The following is a 15,537-nucleotide window of genomic DNA, read 5'->3' as shown; positions in this document are numbered from 1 at the left end:
TGAGTTCGGGATCTATTCTCGATTGTCGGACGACCGGGACTCCGAATCGTTCATATCGTCCCTGGCGTGAATCTTGGCCTGTTCGCGAGCGCTTGGATTGACGGACTGCTTGAACGGAACCTTCGCTACCGTCGCATACACTGGCTCGCCGGCCTCCTCGGCGAACTCGTCCGGGAGGTGGACTTCGAACTCCAGATCCACGTCCGCGTCGTACACCGAGTCGTCGAGCGGAACGTCGGTCGCGGCCTGCAGTTTCTCGGCGGGCACGAATCCGAGGCCGATATTGGTCTCGAGTTCCGGATTCCACCACGCCGAGGTCAGGTAGCCACACTCGTCGCCGGTCTCCGGATCCGAGACGAGCCAGAAGTCGGGGGCGTAGTCCCGGATCGGTTCGCCGGCCATCTTCAGGCCGACCAGTTTGTGTGTGAACGGGAACTCACCGTTCTCGATGGCTTCCTGCTGGCGTTCCAGTTCGGTTTTACCGACGTAGTCCGCGTCCTTGTCGTCGGGGATCTGAAAGCCGAGGTTGACCTGAAACGGCGATGTCTCGTCGTCCATGTCCTGTCCCAGCGACATGATCCCGGCAGCGATCCGTCGTTGATGCGATATCCCCGTCACGCCACCGCCGTGGGCTTCGACCGTTTCGAGGACCGGGTTCCACACTGCTTCGGCGTTTTTCGTCGCCTCACGGACGTATATCTCGAATCCCGCCTCTCCGGAAAAGCCGGTCTGACTCACCAGCACCGGGATGTCGTTGATCGTGGCTTCCATCAGTCCGTAGTACGGGATGTCCTCGATCACGTCTCCGACGAGCGATTCCATCACAGCAGGCGATTTCGGCCCCTGAACTTGCATCGGCGAGACGTCGATCTCGTCGATGTCGACCTCGAACTCGGAGTCGACCGTGACCCCTTGCAGCCACTGTTTCAGGTCGGCATCTGCGATCGAGAACCAGAACTCGTCGGCGGCGAGTCGTAACAGAACGAAGTCGTTGAGGATACCGCCGTCCCGGTTGCAGCAGATGGCGTACTTCCCACGCATCGACTCGATTTCGGTCGCGTCCCGCGTGATGACGTAGTTGACGAACGCCTCGGCGTCGGGCCCCTGGACACGGATCTGGCGCTCGACCGCGACGTCCATCAGTGTCACCTCGTCGACCAACAGACCGTACTCGGCGTCCAACCCGCCCTCGTCGGGGTCGATATACGCCCGCGGGTGGTACATATGATTGTAGACCGTCGCCTGCCGACACCCCGCCTCGACGGAGAGGTGCCAGAACGGAGACTGCCGAACGCGGGTCGATATCAGGAGGTCGACGTCCGCGTCGCCCGTCTGACGGAGATTTCTGGGAACGGTGCGATCCGATTGGTCGATATTGGGGTGGTTCGGGTGGTGTTGATTACTCGTCATTGTTGATCTATTGCGGTGCTCCAGCGCAATGGCCGACTACCGTCGTCCAGAGACGCCTGCACCGACTGGCGTCGAATGCAGTGACGACTGCCTCGGAGAGGGAGAGCGGTACTTCGGTAGTTCTGGCTCGGTCGCCGTCATCGTGTGTACGTGCCATCCCTCCGAATGGCACATCGGTGACTGTATGTCTCTGTAGCTTATTCGTATAACCCATTCATATAGGGGCGGGAGATCCCGTGTCCTCGCTCTTCGAGGCGGCTCAGTGTCGTCAACACTTCCCCGGTCCCAAACTATACCGTATTCAACGGAGAAACAGTCGTATGGGCGATTCCAAACTAACCCACTACGAGGTCAGTGCGTCGCGTGTCAGTCCGCACCGGAGCCGAGTGACGACCGAAGACGGGGAGTTCGTCGTCGGACACGACGTAAATCCCGTCGAGTATCTCCTCGGATCCGTCCTGGGCTGTCTCAACTCGACCGGGACGATGGTCGCCCGCGACATGGATATCGACATCGTCTCACTCGAGGCGACGGTCGAAGGGGACGTGAACTACGCGAAGTATCTGGGCAAGGAGTCCGATGACCGTCCGGGGTTACAAGGACTGGACGTATCCCTCTCGGTCGAGACGGAGGGCGACGCCGACCTCGACGCGTGGCTTTCGGCCGTCGAAAAGCGGTGTCCGGTCACCGACAACGTCGGACACGAGACCGGAGTCAGCGTCACACTCGACTGAACGGATAGATACATCGCCGGCCGGTCACGTGAGCCGACTCCGCGTTCGGCTCTGCCCGTGTCGAGTACGCGCCCCGTAGTCAGCACGGCCGCCGAAACCGATCGTCGATCGAGGGGTTCAACTGGGCCGTGGTCTCGGACGGACTCTCGTGACTGTGTACCGATAGGTCGCCGGACCGTCCTGGCGCCCACCGTAGAAGAAACCGTATCGGAAACGGCGAGACGCTCCCAGTTCGAACGGTCGACCACTCACCGCGGCGTCGCGGCGATGGCGACGTACGGCTTTCCCGGCCGCCGTGGGCGCTCGACCCGTGTCACACGCTCGACGCGAAGCCCCGCATCCTCCAGACACCGCCGCCAGTACGCCTCGTAATCGTCGACGCCCTCGGGCGTGATCGGGAGTTCCAGCAGGCCAACGACCCCGTCGTCGGCACACACCCGCCGGAGTTCGTCGACGGCCGCCGCCCGCCGATCCTCGGGAATGTCGTGGACGACCCGACAGGCGGTCACGGCGTCGAAGCGGCCGTCGGCGAAGGGGAGGCGGGAGGCGTCGCCGGCGACGGGCGATACATCGACGCCCGCGCGGGCACCGTTTTGCCGCGCCAACGCCGGGCCGTTGCCGAGGATCACCCGGTCGTCGAAGGTGTCGAGGCCGACCACCGTACAGCCGTCTGGCAGGTGGGGCGCCAGGCCGACCAGCGACCGGCCGGAGCCACAGCCCACGTCGAGGTGGCGGTCGATATCGTCGAGCGGAAGCACCGACGCCAGCCCGTCGTATTTCGCGCGGTCGAGCGCCCACGGGGGCGGCGTGAGGAGGCGACGGGCGGCGTCGCCGCCGCGGTAGGCCGCACCGAGGCCGACGGCGACTGCGGCGAGTCGGACGAGCCGACGACCACGCCGAACGACCGCGGCCGCCGCGCAGATCAGCAGCGCCGAGAGCGCGATCCGTGACAGCCGCTCGCGCCAGTGGTAGACGCCGAAAAAGTAGGTCGGTCGGAGTCGCATCACTCACAGTGTGGCCGCGCCGTGGGATGTAGCTGACGGGGGGATCGAACCCCTTTTCGCACCGCCGGGCGACCGCCCAGTATGACTCTCGGTCCCACCGACCGCGTCCGCAACGTCGACCGCTCCAGCATCCGTTATATGTTCGACATCGCGGAGGGGATGGACGGGGACCTCGTTCGACTCGAAGTGGGTGTCCCCGATTTCGAGACGCCGGAGGCGGTCACCGAGGCGGCCTGTGAGGCGGCGCGTGCCGGCCACACCAGCTACACCACCAACGCCGGCCTCCCGGCGCTTCGCGACGCGATCACCGCCCACATGGACGACGACTACGGCGTCCGGGTCGACGCCGACGAGATCATGGTCTCGATCGGCGGGATGGAGGCGCTTCACCTCGCCGCCGTGAGCACCGTCTCGCCCGGCGAGGAGGTGGTCTTCCCGACGCCGGGCTTCCCGAACTACTGGGTACAGGCACGGCTGGCCGACGGCGTCCCCCGTCCGGTCCCCATGCCCGCCGCGGATGGCTTCGCCCTCGACGCCGACCGCCTCGTCGACGCCATCGGTCCCGACACCGCTCTGGTGATCCTCTGTTCGCCCAACAACCCAACGGGGCGGACGTTCGACCCCGCGGCCGTGCGAACCGTCGTCGACGCCGCCGCCGAGAACGACGCCTACGTCGTCGCCGACGAAGTGTACCTCGGCCTCACCTACGACCGCGACCCCACGAGCGTCGCCGCCATGACCGGCAACCCCGAGAACGTCCTCACGGTCAACTCCTGTTCGAAGCGTTACGCCATGACGGGGTGGCGCGTTGGCTGGCTCGCAGGGACGACGGATATAATCGATCAGGCGACGAAAGTCAGCGAGTCGACCACGTCGTGTGCGCCGAGCGTGAGCCAACACGCCGCTATCGCCGCCCTCACCGACGGTGACGACGCGGCCGCCGAGATGTACGACGCCTTCCGCGAACGCCGCGACTACGTGGTCGACCGCGTCGCCGACATCGACGGGCTGACCGGCCCCCGGCCGGAGGGCGCCTTCTACGCCTTCCTCGACCCCGATTTGCCGGGTTCGAGTCTCGAGATGGCCGAACACCTCCTCCGGGAGTACGGCGTCGTCCTCGCCCCCGGCGACGGATTCGGCGACGTCGGCGAGGGCTGGCTCCGCCTGAGCTTCGCCAACAGTCTCGACCGCCTGGAAGAAGGCTTCGATCGCATCGAACGCGCCATCGCGGACGCGTAGGCCGCGACGGGTTCTTTGCCCGATGGGTGATACCAGTCCTTATGTCCCTCCGGGTGCGCCTCGGCCGCTCGCCCCCGCCGCGGCTCGTCGACTGGTCGCTGTTCGCGCTGGTCGGCCTCGCCGTCGCCACCGGGATCACGAGCTTCTGGGTCGGCCACCCATCCGGCGCGGCGCTGTTCTGGATTCACGCCGTCGCCGGCCTCTCGATCCCCCCGCTTCTCGCCCTCAAATTCCGTCGCGTCGCCGGGCGGGTCCGCGACCGGCGGGCGTGGGACCACGCGACACCGCTCTCGATTCTCCTCGCAGCCGTCGCCGTCGCCGCCGCGGGCACGGGTGTCGCGTGGGCCGTCGGCGTCACCGTCCCGCTCGGGTTCTGGACCCTCCTCAACCTCCACATCCTGTTCGGCTTGCTGCTCGTTCCCGTCCTGCTCGTCCACCTGCGCGCCCGCTACCGCCCGCTCCGCCGCGTCGACGTGCGCGAGCGACGGGTGGCGCTCCAGTACGCGGGCCTCGTCGCCGCCGCGGGGGTCACCTCGGCGCTCCTGCGGTGGTTGGCGGCCCGACTCGGAACGCCCGCGGCGACCCGCCGATTCACCGGGTCACGGGCGCTCGACGCCGACGCCGACCTGCCCGTCACCAGCTGGGTCGCGGACGACCCCGACCCCGTCGACCCGGCGACCTGGACGCTCTCGGTCGATGGACTGGTCGCCCGACCGCTCGAACTGGAGCTCGACGACCTCGATGCGACGGCCGAGCGCCGGGCGCTGCTCGACTGTACGAGCGGCTGGTACGCCGAACGAGACTGGCGCGGGGTCAGGCTCGGCGGCCTGCTCGACGAGGCAGGGGTCACGGACGACGCCGCGTGGGTCACCGTCCGCTCCGTGACGGGCTACCGGTGGAGCCTCCCGCTCGACGAGGCGAGAAACGCCCTGCTCGCCACCCACCTCTCCGGCGACCGACTCGATCACGGCCACGGCTACCCGATTCGGCTCGTCGCCCCCGATCGACGCGGCTTCCAGTGGGTGAAGTGGGTCGAAGCGGTCGAGGTCGGGCGCCGACCCGATCCGCGACGGTGGATCGACATCTTCGTCAGCGGTCTATGAGGTCGCCGCTTCGGATCGCCCGCTCGGCGTCGTCGAGTGCCGCCGCCGCGTCGAACTCGCGGACGATCCGTTCGAGTTCCGCACGGTCCGCACCCGCCAACTCCCGGGCGTGGGCGGTGACGTTCGGTATCGCACGCAGGATGTTGTCGACGATGGGCACGTCCGCCACCTGCGCGGATCGGGAGAGCGGGTTCAGGTCGACGACGAGTTCCACCTTGCCGAGGGCCGCGAGCGCCGCGGCCCGGTCGCCGTCCTCCAAGGGGACGAGCACCACGTCGGCGTCGGCGATGCCGTCGGCGTCGACTTTCGCCCGTTCGTGATCGAGATCAGGAATCCGCGCATCGGCGTCGAGCCCCTTCACTTCGCTCGCGCCGTGGTCACGGAGGTGGTCTGCGATGGCGGCCATCCGCTCGTCGGTCCGGCTGAACAGGTTCACCTCCAGGTCGGCGCCGACGGACGCCGCGAGGGCGACGAGTTCGTCGGGCACCAGGGCCGCAGCGTTCCCGTTGACCGAGATGACGGGATGGCGAGCGAGCAGGAGGTGGGCGGCGGCCGCCCGCGCCGCCGCGTCCGCCGAGGGGAGCGTCCGCTCTCCGAGCAGGTAGTCGAACGCCTCGCCCCGTCCCTCGGCGATGAGGCCCTGCTTGCTCGTGATGCCGGCCTCGACGCCCGCCTCGATGCGGTGGCGCGTCACCAGCGAGTCGTGGCGGGGGTGGGTCGCCGGAATGTCGTCGCCCTCGGCCATATCGCGTCGGTAGCCGTGACGGGTAAAAAACGCCCCGATCAGCCCCGGAGGTGCGCGCCGGCGGCACACGTCCGACACGCCTCGGCGTCGAAGCCGGCGTCCGTGAGGCCCGAATCGAGCGCGAAGACCGTCTCCCCGAGCATGACCATCGACGCCTCGCCTCCGGCGTCGACGACGGCGTCGACGACCTCGCGCACCCGATCGGTGAGCAAGCCGGCGTCGCGGGCGAAGCGCCGCGATTCGTCGACGAGCGTTGCGAGCGTCGGCCGGTCGATCAGCCGGGAAAGCGCCGCGTCGCCCGCGGCGACGAGGGGGTCGGTGTCGCCCGCCAACACCGACGCCGTCGAGAGGTCACCGAAGGTGACGTACTCGACGCGAGGGGCCGCGGGCACGCCGTCGAGGCGGCCGTACGCCGGCGCGCCGGGATCGAGCCGGATCGGGAGGCCGCCCCGAGCCTGTGCCACCACGTCGCCGAGGCCAGTCCCCGCCTCTACCTCCGCGCGGTGGGCAAGCGTCACGAGGTCGTTCGCCGAGCGGTCACGGTCGAAGCGGGCGTTGGCTGCCAGCGCCGTCCCGAGCGCCATCGCCCCGGAGACGCCGAAGCCCGTCCCCAGAGGCAGGTCGCTCTCCGCGACGACCCGCGCCCGGTCGGCCACGCCCAGCCGGTCGAGCACCGTCTCGACCGGCGGCATCGTGATTGGCTCGCCGTCGAGGACGGCGCCCGGGTCGCCCGTCGCGCTGACGGTCACGTCCACGCCGTCGGTGAGGGTGAGGCCGGCGCCGCGCGACCCCGCCCGCGCCGGATCGTCGTCCGGGCAAGGGCTGAAAAAGCCGGTGACGTGGCCGGGGACGAACGCGGTGGCGTCGTCGCCCCGTGACTCCTCGCTCATGTCTTCGAGACTGGCAGGGAGTCGTTAAGCCCTGTCGAAACTGCGCGGGCGGCCCTGCAGGCCACCATTAATAACCGATAGCGCCGACAGGTTGGTGTATGTCGGTCGACGACGGCGGCTTCTCGGCCATCGAACTGCGCGGGAATCGGTACACCGTCGAGCAGTCGCTCATCCGCAACAAGTACGCGGCGTACGACGAGAACGGCACCCTCGTCCTCCGGGCGAAACAGAAACTGTTCAAACTGAAAGAGGAGTTCCCCTTCGTCGACGCCGACGGGAACGAAGTGTTCACCGTCAAGGCCGGTGGGGTTCTCGACATCGCCGGGAACTACGCTATCGTCGACGCCGAGACCGGCAAGCGGGTGGCGATCCTCGACAACGATTATTCCCTCCTCCGGGACACCTGGACGATTCGTGACGGCGAGACGGAGGCGGCGTTAGCGAAGATCACCTCGCGCGGGGCCGTGGTGACGCTCGCGCGGAACCTCCTTCCGTTCGGCGAACTCATCCCGCATAAGTACGAAATCACCGACGCCCAGGGTGGACACGTCGGACGCATCGACGGCCAACTCTCCCTGCGGGACACGTACGACATCACTATCGACGACGCCGGCGACGTTCCGCGGGACGCCGTCGTCGTCGCGGCGATGGTCATCGACGCGATTCAGGGAAACTAGCGGTTACGGGCTCAGTCGCTGCCGGTCGCGTGGGAACACGGTCGTTCCGTTGCACTCCACTCCCTGCACCCACGCTCCCGGACCGCGTCGCCCTATGGGCTCAGTCGCTGCCGGTCGCGTGGGAAGATGACGGCCTCCCGAATGTTCCCCAAGTCGAGCATCGTCATCACCAGCCGTTCGACGCCGTAGGCCCACCCGGCGTGGGGCGGCATCCCGTATTTGAACATCTTCGTGTAGTAGTCGAACTGCGCGGGGTCGAGTCCCTGCTGTTCGAAGCCGGCGACGAGTTCGTCGTAGCGGTGTTCGCGCTGCCCGCCCGAAACGAGTTCCATCCGCGGGTGCATCAGATCGAACCCCTTCGACAGCTGCGGGTCGTCGTCGTAATCCTGGATGTAGAACGGCTTGATCTCGGATGGCCAGTCGGTGATGAAGTAGTGGCCGCCGACGTCGTCGCCGAGGGCCTTCTCGGCCTCGGTCGGCAGGTCGTCGCCCCACACCAACTGCTCGTCGAGTGCGCCCGTCGCGTTGATGCGCTCGATGGCCTCCTCGTAGGTGAGCCGGGGGAAGTCGGCGTCCGGAACCGCGAAGTCGTCGTAGCCGAGACGTTCCAGTTCCTCGGCGCAGTTCTCGGCGACGCCCTCGTAGGCCGCCTTGAGCGTCCCCTCGCACACGTCCATCGCCTCGTGGTGGTCGACGAAGGCCGACTCGAAGTCGATCATCGTCGCCTCGTTGAGGTGGCGGGGCGTGTTGTGCTCCTCCGCGCGGAAGATGGGGCCGATTTCGAAGACCCGTTCCAGCCCGCTGCCGACCATCAGCTGTTTGAACAGCTGTGGCGACTGGTTCATGAACGCCTCCTTGCCGAAGTAGGTGATCGGGAAGAGCTCGGTGCCGCCCTCGGTCCCGGTGGCGACGATTTTCGGCGTGTTGATCTCCGTCGAGCCGACCGAGCGGAAGTACTCCCGCACCGAGCGCAGGATCTCGCTCCGGATCTCGAAGATGGCTTTCACTTCGGGCTTGCGGAGGTCGAGCGTCCGGTTGTCGAGCCGGGTCGGGAGTTCGGCGTCGACTTTCCCCGAGGGGTCGAGCGGGAGTTCGGGGTCGGCCTCGGCCAACACGTCGACCGAGTCGGGCACCATCTCGAGCCCCGTGGGCGCGCGCGATTCCTCCTCGACCGCGCCGGTGACGGCGACGACGCTCTCGCGGTGGACGCCCAGCCCCGTCTCGACGAGGTCCTCGTCCATCTCGTCTTTCTCGAATTTGACCTGGAGTTTGCCGGTCTTGTCCCGAAGGATCAGGAAGGCGATGCCGCCGAGGTCCCGGATCTCGTGGACCCAGCCGGCGACCGTCGCCGTCTCTCCGGCGACGACGTCGGCCGTGTGGGTTCGGTGTTCCATACCCGTTCGTGTGTATCGCGCGTCTTAAACGCGCCCGTTTCCGATCAGACGCGGTACTCCCCGATCACGTCCTCGTCGAGGTGGACGCCCAGTCCCGGTTCCTCCGGCAGCGCGATCCGGCCGTCCTCGATTTCGGGCGGCGTCTTGAAGAGCGGTTCGTACACCTCGAAATCCGTCGGATCGAACTCCAACCACTCACAGGCGGGCGACGCCGCCATCACGTGCATCGTCGCCGCGAGGCCGACGCCCGTGGTGAAACAGTGGGGCGTACAGACCGTGTTGTACGTCTCCGCGAGCCCGCAGATTTTCTTCGCCTCGGTGATGCCGCCACAGCGCATCACGTCCGGCATCGCGTAGTCGACGGCGTCCGCCTCGAACAGGTCGTGAAAGCCCCACTTCGTATACTCGTTCTCTCCGGACGCGATGGGGACGGAGAGCTCCTCGCGCAGGGCGGTAAGGCCGTCAACGTCGTACGGGCTGAGGGGCTCCTCGTACCAGTAGACGTCGTACTCCTCCAACATTCGCCCGACACGACGGGCCTCGGGGCGGTCGTACCCACAGTTCATGTCGACCATCAGTGCCGCGTCGCCGATGGCGTCGCGCATCGCCGCCACCCGTTCCTCGTCGGCGCCGATACCGCGGCCGAGGTGGGTCTTCACGCCCGCGAACCCGCGGTCGACGTACGACCGCGCGCGCTCGGCCATCGTCTCGGGGTCCTGCCAGAACAGGTCGCTCGCGTACGGTTTCAGCGACCCCTCTATCGGCCCGCCGAGCAGCCGGTAGACGGGGACGCCGTGGTGTTTGCCCGCGATGTCCCAGAGAGCGATATCGACGCCGCTGGCGGCCGAGAGGCCCTGTCCCTTCCGATCTTTGTACACCGTGTCGGTCACCATCGACTGCCAGTGCCGCTCGATGTCGAGGGGGTCCTCTCCGATCAGCAGCGGCGCGTACTTCTCCTCGACGATGCGCTCGACGATGTACGACTCGGGCCCCACACCCTCGCCGATGCCCGTGATCCCCGCGTCCGTCTCGACGACGACGAACGCCGCCCCTCGGGCGGACATCGAGCGGTCACGGGAGACGCCCAGCGGTCGGGAAAGCGGGACTTCGATCCGTTCGACGCGTACGTCGGTTATCTCCATCGTCCGCGCTTCGGCGGGTGAGGAAAAAAACCCCGTGGCGGCCAGTGGCGTTCCGGATCGGCGGAGACAGCAACAGCTACTTCCGTCCGGTTCGACAGTAGAACGTACGAACGCTGTACGTTCGTTCCCGGCGGAGCGCGCAATCGGTGCGCCACCGGTCGCGAGGCGTCGCGCGGGAACCCACGTTCGGCGGGGGAAGAAATCACGGGAATGACAGAGGAATCGGACGAGGGGGCGAACGACTCACTGAACGAGCTGTTCGAGATTCTCAGCCACGAGTACCGCCGGTATATCCTGTGGGTCCTCGCCGACCCGGAGCGACGAACCGAGGGCGGACTCGGCGCCATCCTCCGCACCGAGGACGGTGAGGAGCCGGACCTCCTCGAACTCGAACTCCGCCACAACCACCTCCCCAAACTAGACGACTACGACCTCGTCGACTGGGACCCGTCGACGGAGACGCTCACGCGCGGCTCACGGTTTGCGGAGGTCGAACCCTTCCTCGATGTCGTCGACGAGAGTCGGGACGACATCTTCTGAGCGAAATCACACCCCACCGCGGCGTGGGTATGACTACGCCGCACCCACCCCCGCTTGCCACGAGCGTTTATATATCATGCCGAGGCCACTCCACCCTGGAATGAGGGACCTCGACTCGACGCTTCGCTGGCCGCTCGAAACGGATGGCTGGGCACACACCGTCCTCGTCGGCGCATTACTCGTCGCAACCGTGCCACTCGTGGTTCCTGGCGTCCTCCTCGCGGGGTACGCCGTCCGTCTGCTTCGGGCGGAGGCGGGATCGCTACCGGCGTTTACCGACCTCCAATCGCTCACCCGGACGGGGCTGCGGGCCACAGGCGTCGTCGCCGCGTACCACCTCCCCGCGGCGGCGCCGATCGCGGCTGGGGCGGCCGGCCTAACCTCGGCGTACGCCGGGTGGCGGACGGCCCTGCTCGTTCGACCGACGAGCGTCCTCGGGGCGGTCGATCCGACTAGCCTGACCGCCGCCGCCGTCGCCGCAGTCGCGGGAATGGCGCTTCTCCCCGTCTGTGGCTACGCCGCGACCGTCGCGGTGACCGCGTACGCGACGAGCGACGACGTGGCCGAGGCGTTCGCGTTCGGTCGGATCGGTCGGCGGGTGCGCTCGATGGCGACACTCCGGGCGTGGCTCCGAGCGTCGCTCGTCGCCGTCGGTGCGGGCGTCTGCGCCGCCGTCCTCGGCACCGTCGCCACGGCGGTCCCAGGGGTCGGCGCCCTCCTCGTCGCGGCCGTCCAGTTCTACGGCGGCCTCGTCGCCGCCGCCGTCTGGAACGCGGCGCGGCCGGCGGAGGGGGCGACCGTCGACGCTCCGTGCGCCGCCGAGTCGACCGGCGCCGATCCGGCTTGACCCACTTCGTACCGTCGTAGCGACCCACCGGTGATGACTTACAATAAACACTATCAGTCGCCAGCGTGCGCGTCGTTCACGCCCTCGACCGTCTCGCGGACGGCCGCACAGCCCTCGTCGTGGAGCAAGTCGCCGACGACCACCACGTCGGCGTACTGCCCCATCCGGTAGGCGGTGTCGTAGTCGCCGACGCCGCCGCCATAAAAGAGCGTGGACTCGTCGAGAGCGTCGGCTGCGGCCTGCACCGTCTCCGGATCGCCGAGCGTCCCCGAGTACTCGATGTAGATGATCTCCTGTCCGAACAGTTTCTCGGCGACCGCGGCGTACGCGGCCACGTCGTCCGGCGACTGGTCGCAGTTCGCGTCGGTGTACTCCGCCACCGACGAGTCCGGGTTGAGCACGATGTACGCCTCCGTGTGCGTGCGACTCCAGTCGAGACCGTTCTCGATTCGCACCCACTCCTTGTGCGCGCCGGTGACCCAGAAACTGTCGCCAGCGTTGAACACCGTCGGAATCAGGTAGCCGTCGAGAGCGTCGTCGTCGATGACGACTGCCGGGTTCGACGGCTCTTGGTACAGCGGGACGCCGTACTTGCTGCAGGCCTCGACGACCGTCTCCATTTTCTCTCTGGTCATCCCGGTCGTTCCACCGATCTCGATCGCGTCGGTACCGGTGGCACAGACGTCCTCGAAGGTCTCGCCGTCCACGAGTTCCTTGTCGGGGTCAACCTTGAGGACGTGATCCCAGTCGTCCCACGGCGCGGTCATTGGGACACTCTACTCCCCGGCGTCGATAAAAAGGGTCCGACTCGCGCGTCGGAGTCCCGGGTCGGACGACCTCCGCAGTCATACGGTTTAGTGTAAGTCATTACCGGTGGGTCGCCGACCCGTCCTGGCGACCCACCGGTGAACAGTTACACTAATCCGTATCAGTCCGCGTCGGCCTGCCAGTTCCGCACCGTGTCCGGCCCGACGCCGTCGATTTCGTCCGCGAGCGAGTCGGGTTCGGCCGACTTCAACCCGGCCACGTCCTCGACACCCGCATCCTTCAGCTTTGCCGCCGTCTTCTCGCCGATGCCGTCGATGGCCTCCAGTTCCGTCCCCGCCTGCCTGGCCTGATACTCGCGGTAGTTACAGATCGGACATCCCAGTTCCCACGGCTCGCGGTCCTCCTCGTAGGTGATGCGGATGCCCGGCAGGCCGTGTTCCTCGCACGTCTCGTCGGTGAGTTCGGCCTCGCCCCGACGGGGCATGGGGAGCGAGTAATCACAGTCGGGGTAGCGCGTACAACCGACGAGCCGACCACCCGATCGGAGCCGCTTGATCGCGAGTTCGCCGCCCGCCGCCTCGCCGCACTCGGGGCAGGCACCGACGATCAGGTCGGGTTCCTTCTCCGCGGCCTCGGCCGCACACAGCGGACAGCCGTGGACGAACGTCTTGCGGCCGGCGAGCATCTTCACGTCCGCGAGGCCGTGGTCCGGACACGTCTCGTCCAGCAGAATCGGCTTGCCGGTCGAGGGCAGCGGAAGCGTGAAGGTGCAGTCGGGGTAGCCGTCACAGCCGACGAAGTAGGAGCCGTGGCGACTCCGCCGGATCACCAAGTCGTGATCCGATTCGGGACACGGTCCCACGGTCTTGTCGGCTTTCAGCGAGTCGCGGAGGTGGTCGCCCAGCGCCTCCCGCGACTCGGTGAGGCGCTCGAATACGCGTTCGAGCATCTCGCGTGACTCGTCGGTCACGTCCTCCAGTGTCGCCTCGCCACGGGCGATAGCCTGCATATCCGCCTCCAACTGCGCGGTCATCGCCTCGGTGACGATGAGGTCCGCGAACTCCTCGGACGCCTCGACGACGCCGCGGGCGAGACGGGTCGGCCGCGGCGGGTCGCCCTCGATGTACCCCCGGTCGTAGAGTTTCTGAATCACGTCGTGGCGGGTCGCCTTCGTCCCGATACCCATGTCTTCCATCGTCTCGATGAGCCGCGACTGGCCGTACCGGCGGGGCGGCTGGGTCCGTTTGGCCTCCAGTCGCGTCTCGGTCACCGCGAGTTCCTCGCCCTCCGTCACGTCGGGGACGTAGTTCTCGGTCGTCGAGCGGTAGGGGTAGACGGCGTGGTAGCCCGGATCGACTAGCCGCTTGCCGTTCGCCTTGAGCGAGGGGTCCATCTCCTCGCCGCTGACCGTCGCCACGACGCGCAGGTGTTCCCACGTCGCCGCGTCGGCGACGGTGGCGAGAAAGCGCCGCACGACGAGTTCGTACACTTCCCACTCGTCCTCGGAGAGATCAGAGGGCGAGGGGAGTTCGTCGGTCGGGTGGATCGGCGGGTGGTCGGTCGTTTCCTCGTCGCCGGCCGTCGGCGTGATGTCGTCGGCGTCGAGGAGGGAGGCGGCGTCGTCACCGAAGCGGGGGCCGGCCGCGAGGGCGTCGAGCAGGTCCCGGGGCTCCAGATCCTCGGGGTAGACCGTGTTGTCCGTCCGCGGGTAGGTGATGTAGCCCGCGGTGTAGAGGTCCTCCGCGATGCTCATGGCGCGCTGTGCGGAGTAGCCGACCCCGCTCGCGGCGCGGATGAACTGCGTCGTGTTGAACGGCGCCGGCGGGTCGTCGGTGCGGGTGCGTCGGCGTACCTCCTCGACCGTCGCGGACGACGCCGCGGAGAGCACGTCGTAGACGGCCTCGGCCGTCTCCTCGTCCCAGACGCGGTCCGCCTCCGTGTCGTCCTCGTCGAGGTAGAAGTAGCCCGCCTCGAACGTCTCGTCGTCTTTCGTGAGGTCGGCGAACAGTTCCCAGTAGTCCTCGGGGTCGAACGCGTCGATTTCGCGCTCTCGGTCGACGATCAGCTTGAGCGTCGGCCCCTGGACCCGGCCGACGGAGATGAAGTCGTCGCCGAGTTGGCGGGCCGAGAGGGAGAGAAAGCGGGTGAGCGACGCCCCCCACATCAGGTCGACGATCTGTCGGGCTTCGCCCGCGGCAGCGAGATCGAAATCGAGGTCGTCGGGGTCGGCGAAGGCCTCCGTCACCTCGCGGTCGGTGATCGAGGAGAAGCGCACGCGGTCGATGGGTGCCTCCTCGTTCACCTCGCGGACGAGTTCGTACGCCTCCTTGCCGATCAACTCCCCCTCGCGGTCGTAGTCGGTGGCGATGTGGACGTGCGAGGCGTTGCGCGCCAGTCGCCGCAGGGCGGCGACGATGTTCTCCTGGGTCGGCCGTTTCTCCACCTCGGCGGTGACGAGTTCGACGGGTTCCACGTCCCGCCAGTCGCTGTACTCGGGCGGGAAGTCGACGCCGACGACGTGGCCCGAGAGCCCGATACACCGCTTGCCGCCCCACTTGTAGACGTTGACGCCGTTGACGCGGTCGCTATCCGCGCTCCCGCCGCTCAGAATGTCGGCGATCCGGCGGGCGGCGTTGTCCTTCTCCGTGACGATCAGTTCGGGGCCGCGTTTCATCGCCGACTCGTAGGCCGACCACCCGCCTAAAGCTTTCGTGGCCGTAATCGCTGGACGTGAGTCGTGTGAACTGATCCCATGCCGGCGGCACGTCGGTCTCACCGGGCGACGTGGGCAGAAATCCGGGACCGATTCCGGCCCCGGCATAAATAGCTTATACGATTAAGCTACAGACGGATGCGGTCACGGGCCTTTCGTTCGGCCGTATGGTACAGAGATCCCGTGCCGACGATCACGATGTAGCTACGGAATCGAAATTCTACCTCCCCGCCAAAGTCACCCCGTCGTTCACGACCAGTCGGTTCGAGTCCCTCTGGGCGACGCTGTTCAGCCACCAAATCTAAGTCACCGGGAGAGCGGCGCGCCTCGG

Annotated in this window: 14 protein-coding genes; 6 read left to right on the top strand and 8 right to left on the bottom strand. The window is 67.4% G+C overall.

The window, feature by feature from the left end:
* Positions 1-12: 12 nt before the first annotated feature.
* Entirely contained in the window at positions 13-1,410 is a 1,398-nt protein-coding gene (locus HALNA_RS05910) for a glycine cleavage T C-terminal barrel domain-containing protein (RefSeq protein ID WP_049935484.1), read from the bottom strand.
* Between the two features lie 320 nt (positions 1,411-1,730).
* On the opposite strand from HALNA_RS05910, the gene HALNA_RS05905 reads away from it, so the two are divergent.
* On the top strand, positions 1,731-2,144 hold the full coding sequence (locus HALNA_RS05905) for an OsmC family protein (protein WP_049935483.1): 414 nt from the start codon (positions 1,731-1,733) through the stop codon (positions 2,142-2,144).
* Positions 2,145-2,392: 248 nt separating this feature from the next.
* Here the strand turns inward: HALNA_RS05905 and HALNA_RS05900 are convergent, their stop codons facing one another.
* Positions 2,393-3,148: a class I SAM-dependent methyltransferase gene (locus HALNA_RS05900; protein WP_049935482.1), complete on the bottom strand. Its 756-nt coding sequence runs from the start codon at positions 3,146-3,148 to the stop codon at positions 2,393-2,395.
* Positions 3,149-3,229: 81 nt separating this feature from the next.
* On the opposite strand from HALNA_RS05900, the gene HALNA_RS05895 reads away from it, so the two are divergent.
* Both HALNA_RS05895 and HALNA_RS05890 read left to right on the top strand, forming a co-directional pair.
* Positions 3,230-4,387: a pyridoxal phosphate-dependent aminotransferase gene (locus HALNA_RS05895; RefSeq protein WP_049935481.1), complete on the top strand. Its 1,158-nt coding sequence runs from the start codon at positions 3,230-3,232 to the stop codon at positions 4,385-4,387.
* Positions 4,388-4,428: 41 nt separating this feature from the next.
* Entirely contained in the window at positions 4,429-5,490 is a 1,062-nt protein-coding gene (locus tag HALNA_RS05890; protein ID WP_049935480.1) for a molybdopterin-dependent oxidoreductase, read from the top strand.
* On the opposite strand, the gene HALNA_RS05885 is transcribed toward HALNA_RS05890, so the two are convergent.
* Positions 5,477-6,235, bottom strand: a complete 759-nt coding sequence (locus HALNA_RS05885; protein ID WP_049935479.1) for a 4-phosphopantoate--beta-alanine ligase — start codon at positions 6,233-6,235, stop codon at positions 5,477-5,479. The two genes, HALNA_RS05890 and HALNA_RS05885, sit on opposite strands and share 14 nt — an antisense overlap.
* A 38-nt stretch (positions 6,236-6,273) precedes the next feature.
* Positions 6,274-7,125 (bottom strand): pantoate kinase, encoded by an 852-nt coding sequence (locus HALNA_RS05880; protein ID WP_049935478.1) that lies wholly within the window; start codon positions 7,123-7,125, stop codon positions 6,274-6,276.
* A 98-nt stretch (positions 7,126-7,223) separates the two neighbouring features.
* Between HALNA_RS05880 and HALNA_RS05875 the strand changes: the two genes are divergently transcribed.
* On the top strand, positions 7,224-7,802 hold the full coding sequence (locus HALNA_RS05875; protein WP_049935477.1) for an LURP-one-related/scramblase family protein: 579 nt from the start codon (positions 7,224-7,226) through the stop codon (positions 7,800-7,802).
* Between the two features lie 92 nt (positions 7,803-7,894).
* Here HALNA_RS05875 and aspS read toward each other — a convergent pair whose 3' ends face one another.
* Together aspS and HALNA_RS05865 are read right to left on the bottom strand one after the other, a co-directional pair.
* Positions 7,895-9,196, bottom strand: a complete 1,302-nt coding sequence (aspS, locus tag HALNA_RS05870) for an aspartate--tRNA(Asn) ligase (protein ID WP_049935476.1) — start codon at positions 9,194-9,196, stop codon at positions 7,895-7,897.
* A gap of 44 nt (positions 9,197-9,240) precedes the next feature.
* Entirely contained in the window at positions 9,241-10,338 is a 1,098-nt protein-coding gene (locus HALNA_RS05865; protein WP_049935475.1) for a mandelate racemase/muconate lactonizing enzyme family protein, read from the bottom strand.
* Between the two features lie 210 nt (positions 10,339-10,548).
* On the opposite strand from HALNA_RS05865, the gene HALNA_RS05860 reads away from it, so the two are divergent.
* Positions 10,549-10,878 (top strand): DUF7344 domain-containing protein, encoded by a 330-nt coding sequence (locus tag HALNA_RS05860; RefSeq protein ID WP_049935474.1) that lies wholly within the window; start codon positions 10,549-10,551, stop codon positions 10,876-10,878.
* Positions 10,879-10,978: 100 nt separating this feature from the next.
* Positions 10,979-11,725 (top strand): DUF4013 domain-containing protein, encoded by a 747-nt coding sequence (locus HALNA_RS05855; RefSeq protein WP_049935473.1) that lies wholly within the window; start codon positions 10,979-10,981, stop codon positions 11,723-11,725.
* A 53-nt stretch (positions 11,726-11,778) separates the two neighbouring features.
* On the opposite strand, the gene HALNA_RS05850 is transcribed toward HALNA_RS05855, so the two are convergent.
* Positions 11,779-12,492: a phosphoglycerol geranylgeranyltransferase gene (locus tag HALNA_RS05850; protein ID WP_049935472.1), complete on the bottom strand. Its 714-nt coding sequence runs from the start codon at positions 12,490-12,492 to the stop codon at positions 11,779-11,781.
* Between the two features lie 161 nt (positions 12,493-12,653).
* Positions 12,654-15,167, bottom strand: a complete 2,514-nt coding sequence (locus tag HALNA_RS05845) for a DNA topoisomerase I (RefSeq protein WP_049935471.1) — start codon at positions 15,165-15,167, stop codon at positions 12,654-12,656.
* Positions 15,168-15,537 lie beyond the last annotated feature (370 nt).

The sequence above is a fragment of the Haloplanus natans DSM 17983 genome, from assembly GCF_000427685.1.
Classification (GTDB): domain Archaea; phylum Halobacteriota; class Halobacteria; order Halobacteriales; family Haloferacaceae; genus Haloplanus; species Haloplanus natans.
The sequence above is the reverse complement of the archived record's forward strand: the minus strand, read 5'-3'. Positions and strand labels throughout refer to the sequence as shown.